Annotated in this window: 22 protein-coding genes and 6 pseudogenes; 20 read left to right on the top strand and 8 right to left on the bottom strand. The window is 41.8% G+C overall.

Features of this window, described 5'->3' with window-relative positions; all coding sequences use genetic code 11:
• Nucleotides 1-397 precede the first annotated feature (397 nt).
• Entirely contained in the window at nt 398-781 is a 384-nt protein-coding gene (locus tag KNP79_RS15100; protein WP_029595509.1) for a hypothetical protein, read from the top strand.
• Nucleotides 782-976: 195 nt separating this feature from the next.
• Nucleotides 977-1,105, top strand: a pseudogene (locus tag KNP79_RS15095) (ATP-binding protein); the annotation flags it as partial.
• A gap of 378 nt (nt 1,106-1,483) precedes the next feature.
• Here KNP79_RS15095 and KNP79_RS15090 read toward each other — a convergent pair.
• From KNP79_RS15090 to KNP79_RS15080, 3 genes are all read right to left on the bottom strand, one after another.
• A complete protein-coding gene (locus KNP79_RS15090; protein ID WP_029336184.1) occupies nt 1,484-1,876 on the bottom strand; it encodes a FixH family protein in 393 nt (130 codons plus the stop codon).
• Between the two features lie 770 nt (nt 1,877-2,646).
• A complete protein-coding gene (locus tag KNP79_RS15085; RefSeq protein ID WP_029336183.1) occupies nt 2,647-3,984 on the bottom strand; it encodes a murein hydrolase activator EnvC family protein in 1,338 nt (445 codons plus the stop codon).
• Nucleotides 3,985-4,291: 307 nt separating this feature from the next.
• Complete coding sequence (locus KNP79_RS15080) at nt 4,292-5,833, bottom strand: N-acetylmuramoyl-L-alanine amidase (protein WP_081828362.1); 1,542 nt, start codon at nt 5,831-5,833, stop codon at nt 4,292-4,294.
• Between the two features lie 384 nt (nt 5,834-6,217).
• Here KNP79_RS15080 and KNP79_RS15075 point away from each other — a divergent pair, with 384 nt between their 5' ends.
• The 7 genes and pseudogenes from KNP79_RS15075 (at nt 6,218) to KNP79_RS15045 (ending at nt 12,251) form a co-directional block, all read left to right on the top strand.
• Complete coding sequence (locus KNP79_RS15075; RefSeq protein WP_029595508.1) at nt 6,218-6,892, top strand: thioredoxin domain-containing protein; 675 nt, start codon at nt 6,218-6,220, stop codon at nt 6,890-6,892.
• Nucleotides 6,889-7,308: a disulfide oxidoreductase gene (locus KNP79_RS15070; protein ID WP_029336179.1), complete on the top strand. Its 420-nt coding sequence runs from the start codon at nt 6,889-6,891 to the stop codon at nt 7,306-7,308. The genes KNP79_RS15075 and KNP79_RS15070 overlap by 4 nt, the downstream gene beginning before the upstream one ends.
• Before the next feature lie 420 nt (nt 7,309-7,728).
• Entirely contained in the window at nt 7,729-8,067 is a 339-nt protein-coding gene (locus tag KNP79_RS15065; RefSeq protein WP_029336177.1) for an ArsR/SmtB family transcription factor, read from the top strand.
• A 23-nt stretch (nt 8,068-8,090) separates the two neighbouring features.
• Nucleotides 8,091-9,032: a cation diffusion facilitator family transporter gene (locus KNP79_RS15060; RefSeq protein ID WP_029336176.1), complete on the top strand. Its 942-nt coding sequence runs from the start codon at nt 8,091-8,093 to the stop codon at nt 9,030-9,032.
• A gap of 124 nt (nt 9,033-9,156) precedes the next feature.
• Complete coding sequence (locus KNP79_RS15055) at nt 9,157-9,972, top strand: ZIP family metal transporter (protein ID WP_029336175.1); 816 nt, start codon at nt 9,157-9,159, stop codon at nt 9,970-9,972.
• Nucleotides 9,973-10,293: 321 nt separating this feature from the next.
• Nucleotides 10,294-11,187 (top strand): annotated as a pseudogene (locus KNP79_RS15050) (arsenic resistance protein).
• A 212-nt stretch (nt 11,188-11,399) separates the two neighbouring features.
• Nucleotides 11,400-12,251, top strand: a complete 852-nt coding sequence (locus KNP79_RS15045; protein WP_029336174.1) for a cation diffusion facilitator family transporter — start codon at nt 11,400-11,402, stop codon at nt 12,249-12,251.
• A gap of 497 nt (nt 12,252-12,748) precedes the next feature.
• On the opposite strand, the pseudogene KNP79_RS15040 reads toward KNP79_RS15045, so the two are convergent.
• Nucleotides 12,749-13,873, bottom strand: a pseudogene (locus KNP79_RS15040) (heavy metal translocating P-type ATPase); the annotation flags it as partial.
• Here KNP79_RS15040 and KNP79_RS15035 point away from each other — a divergent pair.
• From KNP79_RS15035 to KNP79_RS15025, 3 genes and pseudogenes are all read left to right on the top strand, one after another.
• Nucleotides 13,865-14,660 (top strand): annotated as a pseudogene (locus KNP79_RS15035) (IS3 family transposase); the annotation flags it as partial. The pseudogenes KNP79_RS15040 and KNP79_RS15035 overlap by 9 nt on opposite strands.
• A 59-nt stretch (nt 14,661-14,719) precedes the next feature.
• Nucleotides 14,720-15,106, top strand: a pseudogene (locus tag KNP79_RS15030) (DUF6036 family nucleotidyltransferase); the annotation flags it as partial.
• Nucleotides 15,107-15,138: 32 nt separating this feature from the next.
• Entirely contained in the window at nt 15,139-15,489 is a 351-nt protein-coding gene (locus tag KNP79_RS15025; RefSeq protein WP_029336171.1) for a hypothetical protein, read from the top strand.
• Between the two features lie 188 nt (nt 15,490-15,677).
• Here the strand turns inward: KNP79_RS15025 and KNP79_RS15020 are convergent, their stop codons facing one another.
• Nucleotides 15,678-15,863: a hypothetical protein gene (locus KNP79_RS15020; protein ID WP_215192906.1), complete on the bottom strand. Its 186-nt coding sequence runs from the start codon at nt 15,861-15,863 to the stop codon at nt 15,678-15,680.
• 33 nt (nt 15,864-15,896) lie between these two features.
• A complete protein-coding gene (locus KNP79_RS15015) occupies nt 15,897-16,250 on the bottom strand; it encodes a hypothetical protein (protein WP_215192905.1) in 354 nt (117 codons plus the stop codon).
• A gap of 318 nt (nt 16,251-16,568) precedes the next feature.
• On the opposite strand from KNP79_RS15015, the gene KNP79_RS15900 reads away from it, so the two are divergent.
• From KNP79_RS15900 to KNP79_RS14975, 8 genes are all read left to right on the top strand, one after another.
• Nucleotides 16,569-16,943, top strand: coding sequence for a thioredoxin family protein (locus KNP79_RS15900; protein ID WP_214763113.1), 375 nt, complete (start codon nt 16,569-16,571; stop codon nt 16,941-16,943).
• A gap of 113 nt (nt 16,944-17,056) precedes the next feature.
• The gene (locus KNP79_RS15005) at nt 17,057-17,515 is read left to right on the top strand and encodes a CopY/TcrY family copper transport repressor (protein ID WP_034781861.1); all 459 of its coding nucleotides are present in this window, start codon (nt 17,057-17,059) and stop codon (nt 17,513-17,515) included.
• Between the two features lie 45 nt (nt 17,516-17,560).
• Nucleotides 17,561-17,776, top strand: coding sequence for a heavy-metal-associated domain-containing protein (locus tag KNP79_RS15000; protein ID WP_029336168.1), 216 nt, complete (start codon nt 17,561-17,563; stop codon nt 17,774-17,776).
• Between the two features lie 18 nt (nt 17,777-17,794).
• Nucleotides 17,795-20,254: a heavy metal translocating P-type ATPase gene (locus KNP79_RS14995; RefSeq protein ID WP_214716442.1), complete on the top strand. Its 2,460-nt coding sequence runs from the start codon at nt 17,795-17,797 to the stop codon at nt 20,252-20,254.
• 14 nt (nt 20,255-20,268) lie between these two features.
• Nucleotides 20,269-20,544 carry a glutaredoxin family protein gene (locus tag KNP79_RS14990; RefSeq protein ID WP_034781864.1) on the top strand — a complete coding sequence of 92 codons (276 nt, stop codon included), beginning with the start codon at nt 20,269-20,271 and terminating at the stop codon, nt 20,542-20,544.
• A 142-nt stretch (nt 20,545-20,686) separates the two neighbouring features.
• Complete coding sequence (locus KNP79_RS15895; protein WP_353048059.1) at nt 20,687-20,824, top strand: heavy-metal-associated domain-containing protein; 138 nt, start codon at nt 20,687-20,689, stop codon at nt 20,822-20,824.
• A gap of 150 nt (nt 20,825-20,974) precedes the next feature.
• Nucleotides 20,975-21,652, top strand: coding sequence for a hypothetical protein (locus KNP79_RS14980; RefSeq protein ID WP_235420268.1), 678 nt, complete (start codon nt 20,975-20,977; stop codon nt 21,650-21,652).
• Nucleotides 21,653-21,779: 127 nt separating this feature from the next.
• A complete protein-coding gene (locus KNP79_RS14975) occupies nt 21,780-23,153 on the top strand; it encodes an MATE family efflux transporter (protein WP_242686670.1) in 1,374 nt (457 codons plus the stop codon).
• Between the two features lie 227 nt (nt 23,154-23,380).
• Here the strand turns inward: KNP79_RS14975 and KNP79_RS14970 are convergent.
• Nucleotides 23,381-24,235, bottom strand: a pseudogene (locus KNP79_RS14970) (PRD domain-containing protein).
• Nucleotides 24,236-24,254: 19 nt separating this feature from the next.
• Nucleotides 24,255-25,016 (bottom strand): family 1 glycosylhydrolase, encoded by a 762-nt coding sequence (locus KNP79_RS14965; RefSeq protein WP_215192904.1) that lies wholly within the window; start codon nt 25,014-25,016, stop codon nt 24,255-24,257.
• Nucleotides 25,017-25,056 lie beyond the last annotated feature (40 nt).

The following is a 25,056-nucleotide window of genomic DNA, read 5'->3' as shown; positions in this document are numbered from 1 at the left end:
CAAGTCCTTTTTCTTTTCTAAAATAGGAGTGCAGAGTTGTGTACGTTTCCGTTGCACACTTCTGCACTCCTATTTTGCATTACACACTTCGACGCCTTCCTGACCGGCTCCAAGAAGATTTTGACGACTTAAAACTTGTGAGCATGGATCTTCTTTGTGATGTGAAGGAAGGAGAACGCTTGACCCACCTCACCGTCTTTTTCAATACCAATATGATTCGACGGAATCGTCGTACATAAGAACAAAAATATTTGTATACATGTATACATGTAGATTTGTATACGCGTATACATGTATACATTTTTTAAAGTCGTCATTTCTGTAGTTTCATGAACAAGGACTGAACTGGCTCTGGACGGGGAATCGTTCTATAGCGAAGCGGAAGGGGGGAGACGTGATGGATGAGGGGCTGCTTGATGACTATGCGTTCGCTGGATTGGATCCGTTCGTCCGGACGGTGTTCTCGGAACTGATGGAACATCCCGAATGGATGCGTGTCGTCGACAGGGAACATTGCGTCGAGAAGGTCGTCCGGTTCGATGACGGACGGAACTCGCCTTACTTCCGGGTGCTGATCTATCTGGATGCAGAAGAGCGTCCGATCAAGAAAGTGTATCTATACGGGACATGGGTGGTGGCGGATGGAGAAGTCAGCTTCGTCGTCTCAGAGCTATCCAAGGGTGTATTCGAATATGAAGTGATGCATGTCCATTGGCTCATCAAGTATCGGTTCGAGGATTGGGGCGTGTCTGAAGACGGGGCATGGGAGAAGGAATGGTGATCCGGGCTCATGCGTGAGCGTCTAACGCCAGGAGGCGAAGTCGCTCATCGCACCGCTGCCCCCCTGACGGCCCGATAACAAGAGCTGCTGGCTCACCGCCGCATCTCTATGTTCCTGGCCCTTTCTAACGGGAGGCACGGAGCGTAAGGGCAACGTCAAAAGCAAGAGCGTGGGCGCGTCTAACGCCACGCGGAGTGGCATTCGAATCTAGGACAGGCCCAAATCGCGGACGCAATTCTCGACAGGATCGTACACGACTCCTATAAAATCCTGGTCGATGGCGAAACCTCAATGAGGGAACACCACGGGCTAGGGATAAGCTAAGATCTTGGCCATCGATGAGTCGATGGCCTTTTTCTTCATATTGACTCGCTCAGTCGTCCGCACTAGTGGCTCTCTGTATCCGCAATACTCAGCAGGACAAAAAACGCATCCTTCGAGTTTTTGAGGATGCGTTTGAGCAATGTGACTCTATTTGACTCGCGTTTATATTCCTACATATAAGCATACAACTGATGGTAGTTTCCAAGGTGGAGCGACGGAATGGACGTATCAGACATTGGAGCGGAAAGGATATATCATAAAATTGGTATTTTTCGAGCATATATCACAAGGTTGATGTTGTCGCGCGATTCAATAAAAACGAGTTTTTTCATCATGGATTAGCTCGTCTATATTATTAATTGTAATAATTAAAATTTATTATTTTACTAATATTTCGTTTTTGGGCATAGAATGATAGCTTCTTGCTGTCGTATGTGAATATATAAAGTATTTACCGGGCTCTTCAAAAATATAAGAAATTACATACAGTCCGTCTTGTTGATAATTGGCTTCAATTTTTTCGTGTTGGCTTTCCTCTTGGCCTTCTTTCCATATCTCGAATTCAACTTTATCCGCATCGTCTACTTTCTCGTTTCCTTGAGAAACAGTTGCTATAAGTTCAATAACTTCGTTTGCTTTTACTATTTCAGGATCTGTTTTAAATTGTACATCAATTAATTCTGGAATCACTTCAGGTCCATTATTGCTTACTGTACTTCCACAACCAGATAATACTAACAAAACAATCAACAGTGAAAAAAACCTTGCCATCTTTTTTCTCTCCTTTAAACGATTTAATATTAACATACACGAAAATGTGATGTATTGATTATTACATTAAAAGTGACCTGATCATGCAATCTTATTAGCTATCGAGCATAGACCCCATGTCACTTTTAAGGTTCAAGACTTTATAGAGCGTCGTATGCTCGATTGGTTTACTTTTCTATATAAAAAATAAAGAAATGTACATTTTATATATTAAGTTCAATTTTATATATTAAGTTCAAAAGATATTAATTGAACTTAATCCAAAAAGTTGGATCATGAAATAGATCATCTGGTGACTTCGACAACCTAGGTTTGAATTTGGACCTTCATATCCGTAAATTTATCATCGACCGTTAGACACGGCCTTAGTAACCTAAGGTTCGTCTCGACGTATATTGCCAGTTGAAGGTCATCAAAGGAGAGAAGAGTCTGTACTTCAAGATTGAATCGATTAAAGATTGTCTACCCATCCATATCGTTTTTAATATCTACATAGTGAATGTGTATGTCGCACCTGAGATTGTATTCCCCAGGCACTCGTAGGGGGGTGGGGGCACGAACGAAAGCTCATCCTAACTTTCTGAAGTTTTTCTTGCGAGTCAGTTAGCGTTTGGTCACCGAGACTTTAAAAGCTTTCGGACATAAAAATCGCCCCATAAAAATTAGATTATCAGGTCCAACTTTTACGGGGCATCTAATATTCTGTGGTCTAAATATTAAGTGATTTACTGAAGTAATTATATAGTGTTAAACAATTTCGCCTCTGAAATTCAGAAAAATTGGGATGGGTTGACTGTATTCCCTGCACTTGTAGCTGAGTACGAATAGTTTCCTCGATGGACTTCAAAGTGTAAATGAGAACCGGTCGAATTTCCGGTACTCCCCATCGCACCGATGTTCTGTCCTCGGGTCACACGTTGTCCGGCGGAAACGGACAATGAGCTCATGTGAGCATAAAGGGTAGTCCAAACTTGACCGCCTATGACATGCGTAATGATGACATGATTTCCATAAGGTCCACCCCAGCCTGCTCGAGTTACAGTTCCTGTTTGAGCAGCCATAATAGGAGTTCCTACTGGTCCAGCTGTATCTAGTGCATTATGGAAGCTGTAGCCATTGGCCCCGCCTGCTGGACCCCATCCTTGGGTTACGATACCTGAGGTTGGACGTTGAAAAACTCCGCCACTTGTTGGAGAAGCGAGTGAATCCGTAGTCTTTGAAGTGTTTACCACTTTCTCAGAGTTTGGTGATTTTTCGAGAGAGGCTTTATTCTCGCTGATTTCATTTTTTTCGGCACTTTTTGCTTCTGCAGCTTTACGCGCAGCCTCTTTGGTACGAATTTTAGCTTGTTCTTCAAGCCTTTGGGCTTCAATCTCTGCTTGAATTGATTTTTCTTGTTCTTGAAGCGTCGATTCCATTTGTTGCAAGCTTACCAATTTAGATGTGAACTGGATTTTTTCGGCCTCTAATTTTTTTATTTGAGCAGCCCGCACTTTAATTTTGCCGTTCAATTTTTTCTGACTATTCTCTAGCTCTTCTTTTTGACTAATAAGCTTATCTTTTTCAGTGTCCAATTCAGCTTTAGCAATTTGAAGCTTATTTTTTGTTGATTGATATTCTTTGAAAAGTTCTTGATCATTTTCTTGAATCGTCCCTGCGGTGATCATGCGTGAAACCAGATCACCAAAGTCTTTTGAACCAAAAATAAATTCAGCCCAGTTTATAGAAGAACCACCGTTTTTTTGCATCGTGACCATGCGTTCTTCCATCAATGTCTTTTGAGAGCTCATTTTTTTCTGGAATTCTTTAATTTGAGTTTGAATCTGAGCAATTTTCTTTTGGGTTGTCCGAATTTCAGCCTTCTTCTGGGTGACCTCATTGATAATATCCTGTAACTCGGATTCCAAGTCATTCAGTTTCTGTTCTTCGAGTGTGATATCTTGTTCACGCTGCTGAATTGACGTATTAGCTTTACGTTGCTCTGTAGAATTTTGCGCTTGCTTCTGCTGGATATTTTTTTGTTTTTCAGTCAAGTTTAAAGCGTAAGAAGGGGATGCGCTTTGAACTAACATAACACCAAGTAAAGTTGAAGCTATAATTTTTTTCATGGTAAACAATGTTGTTGCCTCCGTAACTTATCTCTATTATAAAAAATGCGTTGCTGGATAAAAGTATTCGTATCATGATTAAAACTCGAACCGGAATCATTGTATCAATATTACTTCACCATCTATATTTCTATTTCTTTTCATTTCTATGTCAGTTGTTCTTTTGAGTTTATTGTCATTCGAGTATATCAAGAGAAATACTTATAATGCCATTTTGATGAGGAAATGAATGATGACCACTGAATTTAGGACATTTTGTCTCAAATTCAGTGGTCAAATCGTTTGTTAGTATTTGTTTGGTGTTTATTTAGTAGTAACTCTTCATAAATTTATCAATTCCTTTGGCGGTTGCTTTGATCATGTTACTTCCCGACATATAGGAGCGATCTACTGAGTTAGCAATAAAGCCATATTCGATGAGAGTAGAAGGTACCGTGTTTCTTCCTACCACATAGACATCTTGTCGCTTAACGCCTCGATTTTTAAAATCTGGAACGTTCATGGCGATTTCTTGATTAATTACTTCACCTAATCTGCGGCTAGCGTTCGCATATGGATTTGTGGTGTACGCGCTAGAAGTAGGGACGAGTGCTTCATGACCTGTAGCGAAAGAAGGTGAAGAATTAATGTGGACGCTTATGAAAGCGTCAGCATCAAGCCTTTCTGATAGATTGGTCCGCTCAACAAGTGACAAGTATCTATCATTTGAGCGCGTTAGTTTCACTTCATAAAGCTCATAGTTTTTCTTTAGTTCGTCGGCCACACGATTAGCAATGTTTAGGGTGAGTACTTTTTCTTGAACTGTACCGTTTGAAGTCACTGCACCAGCATCTCCCCCACCGTGTCCAGCGTCAATTAAAATCACGTGTTTGTTAGCTGGAATCACCGGTGATTTTATAGGAGTTTTTCCGGTAAATGGTTGCACAAAACCAGATGATACGTAACCGACTTGATTGTTATATCGCACCTTGTACCAACTGGCGCTTTTCGATATGACAGAAATCGAAGTGCCTGAGGGAATTGTTGTCAAAATAGATCCGTAACGACTCGCTTGGTTACGTAAATTAAGATTTTCGATAGTAATATATGTTGGATAAGTGGATAAAGAATCCCCCGGTGCCACTTGCACTATATAATGTCGAGCAGGTGTGAATCCTGTAATACCGTTATACATAACTTTTAACCAAGAACCCGTTGTGCCCGATTTTCCTAGTACAGTCACTTCAGTAGATGCTGGAATCGTAATAAGGACCTTTGAGTTCACTAAAGACATGCTTGAGCGAATCTCGGTCGTTTGCTTACTTCGTGACTTCATAGCCGAGGGCGATATGGTTACATACTGACTTGCCACATAGCCTTGAGTCCCATTGTATGATACTTTATACCAAGGGCCTGAGGCAGCATGGTACATTAGTGGGCTGGACTTTGGGATAGTCATTAAAACGGGTGATTTGACAGATGGGCCCTTACGCAGATTTAGTGAAGTTTTAGTTTTATATATTGTGTTTATTGAACTGACTGAATTTTTAGGTATAGGTTTTGGCGTCACGTACTTCGTTGAGACATAACCGATTTTTGAATTAAATGAAACTTTAAACCAGGATTTATCTTCTCCATATACACCTATCTTCTTAATGGTTTTTCCTTTTGGAATCGTCAAAAGGACTTTGCTTTTTGAAGAGAACGAGGAACGCAAATTCAAATTTTCAGTTGTTATGAATAGAGATTCCTCTGCATGTACGACGTTTAGGACGTTAACACTAGTTAAAAGCTTAAAGGGATAGAAAAAAGAAGTTAATAAAGCCAAGGAAATTACTAAGCTTATTCGAAATTTATGTTTAGACTTCATAATAGACTCCTCATATGTAGTTTTTTTGGTTGTAAAGACCCATGAATGGTTTTTTACTATCTGTATGGTACTTATCCTTTAAATATTAGTCATTCTATGCAACGATTATTGGCTTTCGTCTATCTACAGTTAAAAGTTTTCTTGCCCTGTTTTAAAATGCACTATTATTAAGGGGAATAGACGTATTTTAAGAAATAAATTGGCCCTCCTTTCATCTGCATAAAAGTTTAGTTGCATGAATGTGTTAGAATGTAACTTGTTTGACTCATAGATTTCGTTTTTAGAAGTCCATGGATTCAATGTTGAAAAACTAAGGATCCTCTAGTATTTTTAGCTATAATTCTGATAAAAGAAATAACGAATTTATAAAAGAGGTGAATTGTTTTGAAAACTAATCAACTATTGACTATTTTTACATCCGTATTAGTAATTGCAGTCTTAGCTTTTTTATTTTTAAATGATCAAAGTTCCGAAAAATCAAAGACTAAAATTGTTCAAGATGAAAAGATATCAGTTAATAATCAACCTACAATAGGTAAAAAGGAAGCGCCGATATCAATTGTAGAATTCGGAGACTATAAATGCCCTTCGTGTAAAGAGTGGGGTGAAACAATCTATCCTCAACTTGTAAAAGATTACATTGAAAGTGGGAAAGCTTCCTTTAGTTACATTAATGTTTTGTTTCACGGAGATGAGTCCACTTTAGCTGCCCTTGCATCAGAATCTGTTTACAAAAATCACCCAGAATCATTTTGGCAATTTCACAAAGCTATTTATGAAGCTCAACCTGACGTGCAAATACACGATAATCCATGGGTTACGGTGGAGAAAATGGAAGAGATTGCGACGAAGACTGTCCCTTCTCTAGATTTAAATAAATTTAGAGAAGACCTATCAAGTCGTTCTTCTAGATTAGAATCAGTTAAAATGGATGCGGCGCTCGTAGAAAAATACAATGTTACACTGACCCCGACGATTGCAGTTAATGGGGTCATCCTTGAAAATCCATTCGACTATACCTCTATAAAAAAACAAATTGAAAAGGAGCTAACCCAATGAGCGCTTCAGTAATAAACCGATATGGACTGTACCTCGCCTGGGTTGTTTCAATTACTGCAGTACTTGGAAGTCTATATTTTAGCGAAATTCGTGGTTTTATACCTTGTGAACTCTGTTGGATTCAACGTATCTTTATGTACCCAATAGCTTTGATTCTTGCAATTGCAGTTTTCAGAGAAGATAGCTCAATCAAATTTTATGTTCTCCCTTTATCAATAATCGGATTCTGTATCTCTTTTTACCACTATCTTGTACAAAAGGTGCCCGGCTTTTCGGAAGTCAGACCATGTGAACAAGGAGTTTCCTGTAATGCACAGTACATTGACTGGATGGGTTTTATCACAATTCCGTTTTTAGCGTTGACCGCCTTTTTTCTGATTACAGTCATTCTTGGACGAATCAGTACCAAACAGTAGTTTTTGATTTGGATTTGAAAAATGAAGAACTAATTGTATCAAATTGGTATGCTTACTAAAAAACAGCTTTGATTTAGAAAAACATGAAAAGCTTTTTGAAGTTGGAAAATAGATTAGACAATACCCAGTAAATAATTCAATTGACGTTTTCTTAAAACGTTAGTGTACTATATTGATTTTTTGAAAAAGCGTGACTACCTATCGAGTATGAGATCTAACTAGCTCTCTAATAGGTAGTTTTTGTATGGCTAAAAATAAGAAATAATCGCAAAACCAGAGAAAGTATCTCAAATCTTCAAGTATGTAGAGCTGATAGAATAAATGTTTTTTAAATTAAGTGTTGACGGCACAGCAAAAGTCTAATAAGTTATATATGAACATATGAACATGTATAGTTATCATGAGCGGAGGTACTGACTTATGGATGAACCGATTGAAGATACTACAGAAAATGAAATAGAAATAGGGGCGCAGATTGACGATGAGACTCTATTTATTGTATCTCAGACGTTCAAGGCACTTAGTGACCCGACAAGAATTAAAATATTAACCCTGCTATGCACAAAGGAACATTCGGTCAACGGAATAGCTGATCTTCTTAACTTAAGTCAATCAAACGTGTCTCATCAGCTACGTTTTTTAAAAAATCTTCGACTTGTCAAGTTTAGAAGAGAAGGAACTACTCTATTTTATTCAGAAGATGATCACCATGTCATGAACTTACTAAGACAGGCGATTGAGCATGCGAAACACCACTAAATATAGTAAGGAGAGTTAATCTTATGGCACATAATCATGCACATGATCATTCTCATACCTCTAACAAAAAGATTTTGATCATTTCATTCTTTATTATTTCGGCATACATGGTTGTAGAGGCGATTGGAGGGTACCTTACAAATAGCTTAGCACTTTTAGCGGACGCAGGTCACATGCTTAGTGATGCGGCTTCGCTCGCTATTGCATTACTTGCCTTTAAATTAGGTGAACAAATAGCGAACAATCGTAAAACGTTCGGATATAGACGCTTCGAGATTCTAGCAGCTGTTTTAAACGGGGTCACACTCATACTGATTTCCATATATATCTTTTATGAGGCCATCAATCGATTTATTCAACCACCTGAGGTCGCATCCGTAGGAATGTTAATTGTTAGCAGTATTGGCCTTGCTATAAACCTTCTTGTTGGATGGATTATGTTAAGAGGTGCAGACGTAGAACATAATTTGAATATGCGAGGTGCTTATCTACATGTTGTAAGCGATACGTTGGGTTCAGTCGGTGCAATACTGGCAGCGCTTCTTATCATGGCATTTGGATGGAACTGGGCAGATCCGCTCGCAGGAATCATTGTAGCGGGACTTGTTTTACGAAGTGGTTATTTCGTGACGAAATCCGGATTGAACGTATTAATGGAAGGTGCACCACAAAACGTTGATGTCGAAAAGGTTCTTCAAGTCATTCACAACAAGGAGGGGGTACGGAGTATACACGACTTTCATCTTTGGAGTATCACAAGTGGAATGAATGCACTCTCATGTCATGTTGTCGTTGATGGTAATTTACAAATCTATGACAGTGAGAATCTACTTCAAGAAATTGAACACGATTTAGCACATCTGAACGTTCAACACTCTACGATTCAATTCGAAACTCTTTCTCATCCTCACAGCGATGAATTGCTTTGCAAACTGAAGGTAGGGGAAGTAGTACATCAACATTAAAAAAATCACCTGTTGAGTAGGATTGACAATCAAGAGGAGGAGACAGCAATGCTGATTTTGGATAATAGTTACTTAATTTTGAGCATGTATAGAAACTCGATTTTTGGCAACGGAGTTTTGATAGATGATTGAATATATTTCTTCGTTAGAACCCCTTACTCAAGCATTGCTGGGTACTTTATTCACTTGGGGGATGACGGCGCTTGGTGCCGCGTTAGTGTTTATGACAAAATCAATGAATCAAAAGCTAATGGATGGGATGCTCGGTTTTGCTGGAGGAGTAATGATTGCCGCTAGTTTTTGGTCATTACTCTCACCTGCAATTGAGATGGCGGAACAAGATTCTCTTCCGGCGTGGTTACCAGCTGCAATCGGTTTCTTACTTGGAGGATTCTTTTTATCAGGTGTTGATAAAGTGATTCCACATCTGCATCCCACTTCACCGATGGATGAGGCTGAGGGTATAAACCCTAAGAAGAGAAAGCGGAGCACGTTACTGGTGTTAGCAATAACATTGCATAATATTCCAGAGGGACTTGCCATAGGCGTTGCATTTGGAGCAGTTGCAGCAGGATTCCCTTCATCATCAATCACGGGAGCTATCGCGCTGGCAATCGGAATCGGCATACAAAATTTCCCTGAGGGTGCTGCTGTGTCAATGCCATTGAGACGAGATGGATTATCTCGTCGTAAAAGTTTTTTCTATGGCCAGTTATCTGGTATGGTTGAACCGTTCGCGGCGTTGGTAGGAGTAGTAGCAGTACTCATAATGGAGCCTTTACTTCCGTTTGCGCTAAGCTTTGCTGCAGGAGCAATGATTTTTGTTGTAGTGGAGGAGGTAGTCCCAGGATCTCAAGAAAATGGAAACAAGGACTTGGCTTCTGTTTGTTTAATGTTTGGCTTTACAATCATGATGATTTTAGATGTGGCTTTAGGCTAAAATAATTATTTTTTTAATGGTTATCACTTTATTTTTTGACTGATATATATTCAAGATACTAACTATATTCGGAAGTGTAAATAATGAGCCTTAATTATATTTACTTTCAGTCGGTATTTTTACTGTTGGATAAATAAAAATACTAGAAGAAAAAATATAAAACCTCTTGCCCTGGCAATTAAAATCGTGGAGTTATCTATTTCATTCTGAAATTTCCTGAAAATTTTGGGGGTGATTTTGATAGAGAAGGAAAGCAAATTCGGAATTCAAGTGCTAGAGAAGGTGGAAGCCCACCAAGTCAGTATATACATCATTTTTTTGATGTTGGCAGTAATCTTTGGTCTATTGAATACAGAAGCTGTATATCTCGATATTTTTATTTCTCCCCTTTTAGGAGTTTTGATGTATGGGATGTTCGTTCAAATTCCGTTTCTGAAATCGAATGGATCTGCTACAAACATGAGGTTTGTGGTAGCTCTTTTATTAGGAAATTTTGTTGCCGTTCCTTTAATAGTTTAGGTTTTGGTTATCATATTTCTTCAAGATTCATCACTAATGCTGGGGGTGTATTTGGTGTTGTTAACACCGTGCATCGACTATGTGATTGTTTTTACAAAGATGGGAAAGGGAAACGAATCAATATTGTTAAAAGTAACACCGATTCTTTTAATTTTACAGACGATACTCTTACCCATATATTTATTCGTATTATTAGGAGAAAAGGCTATTAGTATCGTTAGGATGGGTCCATTTCTAGATGCATTTCTATTTTTGATTTTTATACCGCTTCTATTAGCGATAATGACACAATTGTGTTCTAAAAAGAGTTCTTTAGGTAATCGTATCATGAAAATGCCGCCATGGATTCCCGTTCCATTTATGTCTTTTGTACTTTTTGTGGTAGTTGCCTCTCAAATTAGGGAAGTGTATAGTGACCTCGGGACATTAATAGATGTAATACCAGTTTATATTTTATTTCTACTTATCATACCATGGGTGTCAAAGTCCCTTGGTAAGTTGTTCAAACTAGATATTGCTTCAAGAAGAGCAATTACATTTAGTATGGGAACAAGGAATTCACTTGTAGTTCTTCCATTAGCATCTATATTACCAGAGCCCCTATCAACACAAGTAGCTGTAGTGATCATTTTACAGACCGTTACCGAATTGTTCGGAGAAGTCTTATATATAAAATTAGTGCCTAAATGGTTCTAACAAATTAGATACATGTATTTAATTTCGCTTTCAAAAATTACGTCCTTCGATTGTTTATTAAAATATTAAGAACTGCGCTTAAGTTCTCAAGTATGCGTTGTTTACAATCAATAGGCAAAGAAATTTATTATATTGCAGAACGCTAGAGACCAGTATTATTCTAACAACTAACCTTTTTAAGGATGGACTACCAAGTGAGGAGAGATCGAACAATGGCGAGTACTGATAAGGCATCAAAAAATATCAAACTAGCATTTATAATTAATCTTGTTTTCTCGATTGGTGAATTTATCGGGGGATTTTTGATTAATAGTGTTGCAATCATGTCGGACGCCATTCACGATTTAGGTGATGCTCTTGCATTGGGCCTGTCCTGGTTCTTACAAAAATTTTCGAACAAAAAACCCGATCATAACTTCACTTTTGGATATAATCGTTTTTCCCTTTTAGGAGCATTAATAAATGCGACAATATTAATAATTGGATCTGTATATATTTTTACTCAAGCAATTCCTCTACTGTTTGAACCGGAGCATTCTAATGCACAAGGAATGATTTGGTTTGCAATTTTTGGTGTGCTTTTAAATGGTTTTGCGGCATTCCGTCTACACAAAGGAAAATCAGTAAATGAGGGAGTACTATCTTGGCACCTTTTAGAAGATGTTTTAGGTTGGATTGCCGTTCTTGTAGTAGGGATAGTTTTACTCTTCAAGGATATACATATACTTGACCCCATCCTATCAATTGCTATTGCGTTGTTTATATTAGTGAATGTGTTTCGTAATTTAGTTAAAACAATGAAAATACTTTTAGGTGCTGTCCCTGATGGTATTGACATCGATGAGGTGAAGCAAAAGATTGAAGGTATTGAAGAAGTGATTTCTGTTCAAAACCTATATGTCTGGTCAATTGATGGCGAAGATAACGCCATGAATTTACACTTAATAGTAGAAGAGATGAATCTAAAGGATTCAACTATTGTTAAACAAAAAGTCAAAGAAGTGACTTCAAAACTAGATATTAAACATTCTACAATAGAGTTAGAATCAAAAAAACACAACTAAAGAAATAAGTCATCCTTGCACCAAATCCACACTGAGGTTCGACATATGAGTAAAAATTCTATACTTCATACCGTCTGATACCAATAAATACTTTTCTACGTGCAAGGAAACTGAATATCGAATGAGGGTATATTTAGAAACCCCCTCATTCGTTTTTTTTTTGAACACTATCGAAATTTCGTCTCTTAAAATAGGATGTATTCGAATGAATGAATGATTCCAAAACGAACGTTCAAATATTTAGATTTAATTGTCATAGTTTAGTAGACCTATCGACCGGATTTTCTTTCCATACTTCGGAGAATATTCCGGTCAATGAATAAGGTTCGGCCTCGATTAAAACTGTCTGATGATAAAAAAGCTGATAATGAAACCTAAAAAGATGACTCGGGAACAATACCGAAGTCATCTTAAAGCCGTCTTAAAAAACAGAGATCATTTATTTTTATCATACCCAGTACAAATTCGAGGATATAAAAATGAATATTTTTGTTTTTTTATTCTTTGACATTCATCAGTCTTAAACTGTTCAGTGCTACCAGAAGAGTTGCCCCCATATCGGACATAATAGCTATCCATAGGGTGAGCCAGCCCGGGATGACCAAGAGTAATGCAATCGCTTTGATACTGATAGCGAACGCGATGTTCACTTTGATAATATTTAGGGATTTTCGGCTCAATTTTATCGTAAACGGTAGTTTGCTCAAATCGTCGCCCATCAGGGCGACATCTGCTGTTTCCAAAGCGGTATCCGTTCCAGCACCACCCATGGCAATTCCAACAGTAGAGGCAGCGAGTGCCGGAGCGTCATTTACGCCGTCCCCGACCATCGCGACATTGTCGTACTCAGCTCGCAAGCGTTTAATGACATTTAATTTATCCTCTGGCATCAATTCTGCCTGGATTTCGTTGACGCCAACTTGCTGGCCGATAGCTTTGCCTGTCCCTTTGTTGTCACCCGTCAGCATAATTGTCTTTTTAATACCCATATCATGTAGTTTCCGGATGATTTCTTTGCTGGATTCCCGGACTTCGTCGGCTACGGCGATAACCGCCAATATGCTTTGTTTCGTTCCGATAATCATCGAAGTCTTACCTTGCTGTTGCAGAGCCGTTACGGTTTGGTCCAGATTATTATCAATACTTTCAACACCTAGCTCGTTAAAGAGAAGCGGGCTTCCGATAAAGTAGGTGGTGCCGTCTATCGTTCCTTTAATGCCTTTTCCTGTGATGGAAGAGAAGTCCTCAACTCTGATAGAGGTGTAAGGTATGTTTTCCTCGTCCGCTTTTTTCATGATGGCAGAGGCCAACGGATGCTGAGAACGATATTCCAATGCCGTCACGATAGAAAGCAGTTCTCTCTCGTTTACCTGCTTGTTCGTGATTTTAAAGTCTGTGACGACAGGTACACCTTTGGTCAGGGTACCGGTTTTGTCAAATGCAATAGCTTTCAGCGCGCCCATTTCTTCCAGGTATACGCCGCCTTTAATCAAGACCCCTTTTTTGGCAGCATTACCGATGGCGGAAACAATCGAAATCGGCGTCGAAGTGACTAAGGCACACGGGCAACCCACTATTAGAACCGCCAATCCTTGATAGACCCAGGTTTCCCAGCTGGCATCTCACGTGCGGCCTATTACAAATGGTTGAATCGCACCATACCGGTGCGTCAAGAAGAGAACGAGAAGCTTCTGGAGGACATCCGTCTACTCTATGACCAGGCGAACGGCACATACGGGTACCGTCGGATCACGATGACGATCAACCGGTTGCGCCGACAACAAGGACTGTCCCCGTTCAATGAAAAGCGAGTCTATCGCTTGATGCATATCCATGGGATCCAATCGGTCATCCGCCGGAAGCGGAAGAAGCATAAGAAGTCAACGCCGCAGCACGTGGCCGAGAATCTGATGAACCGAGAGTTCAGCGCGTCCCGACCGGACGAGAAATGGTGCACCGACGTCACCGAGTTTAAATATGGTGCCGGGAAAAAGGCATACCTGAGCGCAATCATCGACCTGTACGACGGCTCGATCGTCGCCTATCGCATCGGAAAGTCCAACAACAACGTTCTCGTCTTCCAGACGATGATGCCAGCCATCACGGGGCTCGCACAGGAGCGCGTCCGATGATCCATAGCGCCAATATACCTCGAGAGGGTTCAAACGCATGGTGGAAGACGCGGGACTGACCCACAGCATGTCCCGGGTCGGACGTTGCATCGACAACGCCCCGATCGAGAGCTTTTGGGGTACCCTGAAAGTCGAGATGTACTACCTGCGTGAGTTTCAGGCCTATAGCGAACTCACATCGGCCATCGAGACCTACATATCGTTCTACAACCATGACCGTTTCCAGAAACGGCTAAACGGCTTGAGCCCTGTCGAATACAGGTCTCAAGCCGCCTAGTTCGGTTTTCATTATTTGCCCTGTCTACTTGACGGGGGGCAGTTCAGTATCGTCCGACGCGAGATATTGATATTCGCGTGACGGAGGGCGTCGTGACACCTGAATTGAAAGAGGCGCTTCATGAATATGAAATTGAAATTGTCGAAGGGGTGATTCAGTTCCCACCCCGTGAAGACTTTAGGGAAAATGAATTCCGGCATAAGATTGAAGGGCTGTTCGAGGCGATTGATGTGTATATCCCCGACATTGAACTTTTAGCATGTACCAAGATTTTCTCCTCTCGCCAAAAGGATCTAGAGGATCTCGAAAAAACGAATCTATTGGCACTTTGCGATAAAGATAAACTTCTCGACCTTGTAGAGGAATACAAAGCAAACATGACGTGGGACAATCCATTTTGTAACGTGCATGACTTGAGTCGGATTTTTCAGGAAAAGGGTATATAATAAATCAAAAGAAGAGTAGAGGAGGGTGACCGATGTCAGACAGTAATCATGTACTTCTGCAAAGCGAGCTAGCGGATGAACTGAATCGTATGCAGGCAGGCGGGACAAGCTATCGCTTAGAGACGGCTCAATTGGCCCTGGCATTAAGTCGTCATGTATCGGTCCCTGAATCGCTACGTGACCGAGAAATGGCTCGCCAGTATGTTCGATCTTCACTGCATGATTTACAGGACGACCGGGCAGAGGATGTGGCAAAAATGCTTAGTATGGCAGCACGGCGTGCCTACAACACTCCTGAAAATACGTTCTCGGTAGATATGAAAGTGAAATTAGAAGAAAAGCGTAATCGATTCAAGGTGCGTGGATTGCAGGTGAAATCTTAATTGGACCAAGCGGAGTCATTCTTTATACTCTCATGAGGTTATGATTCTACGTGTGAATGAAGCATCTTTGGTCAAGTCATTGAACATGTATCAGACGATTTCTTCAAACCGTTAAATACTTTGTTTGTAATAAACATAAGGGTACTAGATTCAGTCACTGGTTGACTCAACCTAGTACCCTTTTCGTATCATTGTTTATTTTGTTGGGTGCTCCGCTCACGCAGGACCGCGAGCTCGACCTGTTCCTGTAACCGGTTCTCGAATGTCTCTTTCTCTCGACGGAGGAGCTGGACTTCTAAGTGCAGCTTCTGGTTCTCTTCTTCAAGCTGGTCAAGACGGCGTGTACGAGCTTTTAAGTCGTCGACAGCGTCCATAAGACTTTGATTTTGCCGATAGAGCTGGCTACGTTAATCTTCTAGCTGAGTGAGTGCAATTTCATGTGACGACACCTTTCGCTCATACTCCTCTTGGAGTCGTTCAGCTTCTGTAATTACGCTTTGTTCAAGGTCATGAATGGTATTTTTATATCGCGCGTTGATTCGCTCATGTTCTTTTTGTTGCGTTTCTAGTCGAGTGGCTCGTTCATTGAACAGGGCAAGCACTTGATTCAGTGCTGCTTCGAGTGATTCGTTCTCCTTGACGACTAAGGGGTCCGGTGACTGTTTATCGGCCAATGATATTAATTGCTCGAATAATTGGTTGGTTGATATTTGACGTTGCTCCATTAAACGCTGAATATGTTCTTTCACTTCTTGTGACACGCGGAATGACGTCACCTTGGTCTCGTTTGATTCCAATTCTAATCCCTCATTTGGTTATTATTTTGTATACAGCATATGTAGTTCCTATATTTAAATCATTTAAATACAAGTTGTTATAAAAAAAATCACTCATAAACTGGCACTTTGTGGTGTAGGAAGGTATACATTTCGACGTCGAAATGTATACCTTCCTACACTTTTTACTTATGAGAATGTCTCAATAGTAAGCTAGTAGTCGAATCATCTATTTAATCCTAGCGACTAAGCAACAAAACGCTTAAGACAATTCCTACTTTGTTTTATTACATCATATAAGAGATGACAGTAGTTAACAATTTAAAGCTGTATGAGTTCAAAATAAATACGACCCAACTAAATACGAATCGAATTAGTGTTTTGAGAGAAACAATAAGCTTAAAGAAACATACAAAATGGACACGAATATATAGATTGACAAATAACGTTTACAGTTGTAAATTTAAATCGATTACAAACGTAAACGAAAAGAGAGGAGAAAAAATGCTTTCGAAATTTCAATTATCTGATTTGCAAATGGTTAATCACTCTACGCAGCCTGTAGTCTTAAAGTTCACCACCGATTGGTGCCCGGGATGCCGTCAGCTCGCACTACTATTTGAAAGCGTTGCTGAAGGATATCCAGATGCGTTTTCTAGACAAGAATATAGCCAATGAAGACTGAATAGCGAACCCAAAAACATAATGGTTGACAGACGACGTTTACGATTGTAAACTTAAATCAAACAAAATGTTTACGATTGTAAACTTAAAATTTGGAGGTTAGACAAATGGCTGAACATGTCGAAAAACAAATCACGGATTCAGAATGGGAAGTCATGCGTATCGTTTGGGCCCAAAATCACGTGACCAGTAAAGAAATCATCGAGGTATTGGAAAAGAAGATGAGCTGGAAGCCTGCGACGACGAAGACATTCATTGGAAGGCTCGTGAAAAAAGGGATGCTCTCAACCGAGGCCGAGGGGAAGAAATTCATCTACTCCGCGAACGTCGTTGAAGGTGACGTCATCAGAGAGACGTTACACGATCTACTCGATCATATCTGTGACAGGGATGTCGGGAACACAATCGGAACGATGATCACACAGGCGACACTGAGTGTACAGGATATCGAGAATCTCAAAAAAATCCTTGAGATGAAGGAAAGTGAAGCGGTGGAGGACATTCCATGCACCTGTACCCCGGGTCAATGCAGATGTCAGGACCATTCTTGTGGATCCAGACATTGAGTTTGAAATGATGTCATGAATGTAGTGAATAGGAGGAGACTCAAGATGAAAAAAACGATTTTAACGATTAAAGGTATGTCATGCGCTCATTGTGTCAACAAAGTCGAGTCAGCACTTGAAGGTCTGAATGGGGTTGAAAGTGCGAAAGTCAACTTAAAGAAAGGCATCGCAAAAGTGAAGTACGATGAAACACGACTAGATGTGAATGAATTTAAAGAAGTTGTGGGCGAGGTCGGTTACGAAGTCGAATCAGCCCAATAATAATGGAGGTAAGACGATATGGAGAGTAAGACATTTGCCGTGGAAGGGATGACCTGTGCGTCCTGCGTTCAGACAGTTGAAAAAGCAACAAAAAAATTGCCTGGCGTAGTGACCTCCAACGTCAACCTAGCGACTGGGAAATTGAGCATTCATTACGATGAGACGAAAATCTCGCCGCTGGATATTCAGACGACCGTCGAGAAGGCTGGCTACAAGGCCTCAACCGAGACCGAGCAAAGATCATTTGTCATCACAGGGATGACTTGTGCCTCGTGTGTGCAGACGATTGAGAAGGCCACGAGGAAAATGGTGGGTGTGACTGAGTCGAATGTGAACCTGGCGACAGAAAAATTAGTCATTCGATATGATCCTCAGCTGGTGACTGTATCAGATGTGGTCCGAGTGGTGGCAAACGTCGGATATGAGGCAAGAGAAGATCAAGAATCAACGGATGGCCAAGATACAGAGAAAGAAAAGAAACTGAAAAAAATTCAATCGATGTGGAACCGATTTGTAGGATCGGCGATTTTCACGATTCCATTACTCTATGTGGCGATGGGGCATATAATCGGCCTACCCCTACCGATGGCATTGGATCCAACGATGAACCCAGAATTGTTCGCTGTCTTGCAGCTCATGATGACCATCCCAGTGATGTTGTTCGGATGGAAATTCTTCTCCGTAGGATTTAAGACATTGTTCCGAGGGCATCCGAATATGGATTCACTTGTCGCCCTAGGGACGAGCGCAGCCTTCTTCTATAGCGTCGGTGCCACCATGGCTATCCTCTCAGGTTATGAGGGATACGTGAATAGCCTCTACTATGAGACAGCCGCAGTCATTCTCACGCTGATCACATTAGGTAAATATCTTGAAGTCCGGTCGATGGGTAAAACATCCGAAGCGATTGAAAAATTGATGGGACTGGCACCTAAGACGGCAAAGGTCGTCCGCAACGGACAAGAGTTAGAAGTATCAATCGACGAAGTCATCGTCGGCGACACGATTATCGTAAAGCCTGGTGAGAAGATTCCGGTGGATGGCGTGGTTCTATCAGGTAATACGTCTGTAGACGAATCCATGCTGACCGGTGAAAGTATCCCTGTTGAAAAAAATGTGGGTGCTCAAGTCATCGGTGCCAGCATCAACAAGAACGGGATCATCCAATACCGAGCCACGAAAGTCGGTAAGGATACAGCGCTATCTCAAATCATCAAATTGGTCGAGGATGCACAGGGCTCTCGAGCTCCTATCGCAAAACTGGCCGATATCATCTCCGGATACTTTGTACCGATTGTCATCGTCGTCGCGATCCTTTCAGGAATTGCATGGTATTTAGGCGGTCAGACCGGCCTCTTCGCCTTGACGATCACGATTTCAGTACTGGTCATCGCCTGCCCTTGTGCACTAGGTTTGGCCACACCAACAGCAATCATGGTGGGTACGGGCAAAGGTGCTGAGAATGGTGTGTTGATCAAGAGTGGCGGCGCCTTGGAGACGACCCATAAAGTCCAGACGATCGTGTTCGACAAGACAGGGACGATCACTGAAGGAAAACCGAAAGTGACAGATATCGTGACAGTGAATGGACATCAAGAAGATGAGTTGTTACGCTTGACCGCTTCCGCTGAAAAAGGGTCTGAACATCCATTGGGCGAAGCAATCGTAAGAGCGGCAGAGGACAGAATGATGCGTGTCATGGATATCGATCGTTTTGAAGCCATCCCAGGGCACGGGATCGAAGTACTGATCGACGGAAAAGTCTTGCTTGCCGGAAACAGAAAATTGATGAAAGACCGCGGCATCTCACTGGATGTCCTTGAAGGCGCTTCAGACAAACTCGCACACCAAGGCAAGACGCCGATGTATATCGCGATTGACCAACAAATCGCAGGGATCATCGCTGTCGCAGACACCGTCAAAGAAAACAGTCGTAAAGCCATTCAGAAACTTCAACGAATGGGTATCGAAGTAGCCATGATCACCGGAGACAACAAAGGTACGGCCATGGCGATTGCGAGACAGGTCGGGATCGATCGGGTACTGAGTGAAGTGTTACCTGAAGATAAAGCGAACGAAGTGAAGAAGTTACAGGCCGAAGGGAAGAAGGTCGCAATGGTCGGTGATGGAATCAATGACGCACCAGCCTTGGCCCAAGCAGACATCGGAATCGCGATCGGTTCGGGTACTGACGTTGCGATCGAATCTGCAGACATCGTCTTGATGCGAAGCGATTTGATGGATGTACCTACAGCTGTCGAATTGAGCAAGTCAACCATCCGCAACATCAAACAGAACCTGTTTTGGGCATTTGCCTATAATGTCATGGGTATCCCGTTTGCGATGGGGATTGTTTATCTACTCGGCGGGCCCTTGTTGAACCCGATACTTGCCGGAGCGGCCATGAGTTTAAGCTCAGTCTCGGTCCTGGTGAACGCACTCCGTTTAAAACGATTCAAGCCTTCGATGATCAAATAAAAGGAGGGAGTGGGATGGATACAGCCCTACAGCTCGAGCTTTACACGCGTCCGACGTGTTCAGATTGTCAGGATGCCAAAAAATATTTAAAAACAACCACAGTCCCTTATGTGAACAAAGATGTGGGTGCGAACCTTGACCTTGAACAAGAAATGGTAGCGATATCAGGGAATCGAATCGTACCACTGTTTGTCTTCTACAAAAAAGGGATGCTCAGAAAAAGAAGAGTAGTGAAGTACTTTGTTGGCTTCGAGAACAACAAAGAAGAGATTCTAACATTGCTACGATAAGCAACGATAGCTCACTCTCAGAACCTGTTGAAAGCGTGTCGCGCAATGAGGGACACGAACATAAGGTGGCGAGGGTGTAAAAAAATCGATACTTTTACACCCTACCCATGTATGGTAATTAAATAATCAGGAGGAACATATAATGAAAAAATCAACATTTCAGGTAGCGGGCATGTCTTGTGGATCTTGTATCAATAAGATTGAAGGACACGTTGGAAAGTTAGCGGGTATTGAATCAGTGAAGGTCAATCTTTCGGCGGGAGAGGTGGACGTTCGATGAAAGCCAACTCACACTTTCTGAGATTGAAACCGCAATTCAAGAGACTGGCTACGAGGTAACGGAGGCGACCGTTAAAATCGGTTGTTCTTGCTGCAAGTAATGGAGGTCGAGTGACGGTGCGATCAAGGACTACACAAAGGAGTGTTAAACGTGAAAGACCATGGACATCATCATATGAAGAACTTGACGGGAAATGAAGTGTCTGTAGAAGCTAAATATGAATTCGGGAAAATCAGTATCGAGTTAAAGGATCAACATCAGCAAGCCCCGGAACTCGAAGTCAGCCATGAAAAGGAATTCCATTTGATTCTCGTGAACGAAGACCTAACTGAGTACCGACACCTCCATCCGTTTAAAAAGGGTGAGGGTCGATTCGAGCAACCCGTCCAACTTGAGGCAGGGGCGTATAAACTCTTCGTGGATATTCAGCCTAAGGGACTGGCATATCAAGTGAAGCCGGTTCACTTACAGATTGATCATCAGTCCTCTTCCTCTATCGAATCGTCACTTAAAGTGGATGAGCGTCTGACGAAGACGATCGAAGGTCATACCGTCGAGCTGTCGATTGACTCTTTAAAAGCGCATGTCCCGACTGTCTTCAGCTATGACACCAAAGAAAGTAACCCGGAGCCATACCTTGGAGCACTTGGTCATGTCGTCATCTTGGATGAAGCCGGAGAACAGTTTATCCATGTGCATCCTTCTTCTCATGATACGACGGAATTTGAGACGGTCTTCCATAAACCTGGCCTATACAAGGTCTGGGCCGAATTCCAGTTCCATGGGACTGTGCACACCTATCCTTTCGTCATTCGTGTCTCAGATTGACCATGAGCGACCCATGGTTCCTCGTTGGGTCGCTTTCCTGTAATCGTTGTAAGCATAATTTTCGAAGGAGAGGACTCAGATGATAGAAAGTGAGCGGCTGGACACTCATGGTGATCGAAAAACCAAGATGAAATTCATCCTTCTACTCGCGTTACCAGCGGTTGCCGAGAATTTTTTCCAAACGTTGCTCGGATTTGTCGATACGCTGTTCGTCTCAAGAATCGGCCTAGCAGAAGTGTCAGCGGTAGGAGTGACGAATGCCGTCCTCGCCATCTACTTAGCTGTCTTTATGGCAATCGGTGTGGCAGTAAACGTTTATGTCGCCAATAACTTAGGCGCAGAACGAATCGAGCGCGCGAGACATATCGCGCAGCAGGCCATCGTCCTATCTGTCGTGGTCGGGGTGACCTTTGGGGTCGTGACGCTATTTTTCGCTGAGCCTCTCCTGCGGTTGATGGGGGTGGAGAATGACGTTTTAGAAGCTGGTAGCACCTACTTCAAAATTGTCGGGATCCCATCGATCGTGATGGCATTGATGTTTGTGCTCAGTAGTATCTTACGAGGTGCGGGAGATACAAAATCACCGATGAAGGTGAGTATCGTCATCAATGTCGTCAATATTGTGCTCGACTATATGTTGATTTTCGGTTTTTGGATCATCCCCGAACTTGGTCTCGTCGGAGCGGCACTCGCGACCGTCATCGCCCGGCTCGTCGGGACGCTCTTATTGATGAACTATATTCGTAAGACGGAAGTCATCGCCTTCAGGAAAGATTTCTGGAGACCGGATCTCGAACACCAGTTGGAGCTCGTGAACCTTGGAAGCCCGGCGGCTATCGAGCGATTGGTCATGAGAGCCGGACAGATCGTGTATTTCGGATTCATCGTGGTACTCGGGACGAACACCTTCGCCGCGCATCAAATTGCAGGGAATCTAGAGGTGTTCTCTTATATGTTGGCATATGGTTTCGCGACAGCAGCAACCATTCTCGTCGGTCGCAACATCGGAGCGGGAGACCACGAGACCGCCAAAGAATATGCCAGATTGAGCACGTTCATGGCGATGGGCTTCATGTCCTTATTCGGGGTTGTCTTATTCTTCTTCGGAGGATGGGCAGGTTCACTTTTCACCGACGATCCCCAAGTCATCAAAGACATCGATGTCGCGTTAAAAATAGCAGCGGTCTTCCAGCCTTTCCTAGCAGTTGTCCTTGTATTGACCGGTGGATTCCAAGGAGCGAACAATACGAAGTTTCCAATGTATCTGACCACGATCGGTATGTGGGTGATCCGGACTGGGGCAGTATATGTATTGGCGATTCAGATGCAGATGGGCATTGCAGGAGTGTGGATCGCCATCGGTCTAGACATCGTCTTTAAGGCGATCGTCCTTTGGATTCAATTCAGCCGAGGGCGTTGGATTGTAGTGGAATCCGAACCGCAGAAGCCCTGTCATCCCAAAACTAAGCATGAAGACGTGCGATGTATAAATAATTATTAACACTTGACTGAAATTGTAGGAAAGAGCAAAGTTGTTCTTTCCTTTTATCTTTTCTGAAAAAGTTATTAAAGGAGCCCGTCACGCCGATCTAAAGAAATCGAATCAGTGGTGAAAAACACACATATGTCATGCGGCCTATAGCTGCTCGATTATAAAAAATGGATATTTTTTTGTTCAGTATAGAAAAAACCTGGTCTTCGTCAAAAAGAACCAGGTAATTAAGAAAGTTATTGTTTATTCAAATCCATATTAGTTGTCAGTCGATGAATATGAACGGCTAGATAAGCTAGTTCCTCATTAGGAATTGTCACACCGTGCAACTGTTTAAGGTAGTCCCGTACTTTGAATGAACCATTCATGGCCTTTGGGTAGATGTTCGCAATCTGTTCAAATAGTTGATCGGATTCTTCATTCAATATTTTTCCAGCATAAAAGCGTTCAGCGAAATATTTCACATGTGTGATGAATCATGAATAATGAATATCTTCTTCATCGGTTTCAATATTGTAAGCATATCGAATAAGGTTCACAATACTCCCAATCATCTTGGCGTAGCGCATGCCATCACGTGTTTCTTCTCTTTCTCCTTGCGCGTTGATAATATGAAAAGCAATATTGGCTGCCTCTTTAATAGGCAGTTCGATTTTAAATCGTTCATTCATGAGATTAACCGCATAACTTCCAATCTTGAATTCCTGTGGATAATAGTTTCGAATTTCCCAAAATACTCGGTTGCTGATAGTAATACCTTTATAATAACGTTTTACCGCAAAGTGAAGGTGGTCTGTCAGTGTTAAAAAGATACCGGCATTGAGCTTTGTAGCTAGCTTTTCCTCAGCATATGCAACGATTTCTCGAGTGAACTCGACGAATTCAGGAGGAATTTCAGTCACCAGTCCTATGAACTCTTTAATACGGACATCGTCAGCGGGTATGAACATTTGGGAGGCTTCAGGTGGAGCGACAACATTTCCGATTTTCTGCCCGAAACCAATTCCTTTTCCAATTAAAATGTACTCAAGCTTTGATTTGTCCTCGACAATCACGACACTTGAATTTAATACTTTTTTGATACGAATCATTCCATACCTCCGTCTTAATTCAAGTCAGATCATCTCCATTTGAAGCTATGACTTTTTTATACCAGTAGAACGAATCTTTTTTAATCCGTTCTAGGGTCCCGTTCCCTTCGTCGTCCAAGTCTACATAGATGAACCCATACCGTTTCTTCATTTCTCCCGTACTGGCTGCAATCAGATCGATTGGACCCCATGCCATATAGCCAAGTAACGGAACCCCGTCAATCGCGACTGCTTTTTTCATTTCTTCGATATGACTCCGAAGATAGGCGATACGATAGTCATCATGTACTTTCTTGTCCGGCGTGAGCGTGTCAACGGCCCCAAGACCGTTTTCAACAATCATAAGTGGTAACTGATATCGATCATACAAGTAATTTAAGGAATAGCGTAAACCTTTCGGATCGATACTCCATCCCCATTCACTTTGCTCCACATGCTGGTTTTTATAGCCTGTCTTCACGCCATTCAAACCAGAGAATTCGAGAGGCGACTCCTTGACGATAACGTGAGTTAAGTAATAGCTATATGAAATAAAATCAACAGGACCACGATACAATGTATCGGCGTCTCCTTCTTCAAACGGCAAAGAGATATTCTCGCGCTCTAATTCTTTTTTAATGTAGTTCGGATATTTGCCACGACAAAGTACTTCACAGTAGTACTGCATTTTATGCATGAATTCCTCAGTTCGTTGGACGTCATCTGGGTCTGGGGAGTTTGGATATGCGAAGTGTGTGTAATGCAAAATAGGAGTGCAGAAGTGTGCAACGGAAACGTACACAACTCTGCACTCCTATTTTAGAAAAGAAAAAGGACTTGCC

It is taken from the genome of Exiguobacterium sp. s7 (assembly GCF_018618195.1).
Classification (GTDB): Bacteria; Bacillota; Bacilli; order Exiguobacteriales; family Exiguobacteriaceae; genus Exiguobacterium; species Exiguobacterium mexicanum_A.
The sequence above is the reverse complement of the archived record's forward strand: the minus strand, read 5'-3'. Positions and strand labels throughout refer to the sequence as shown.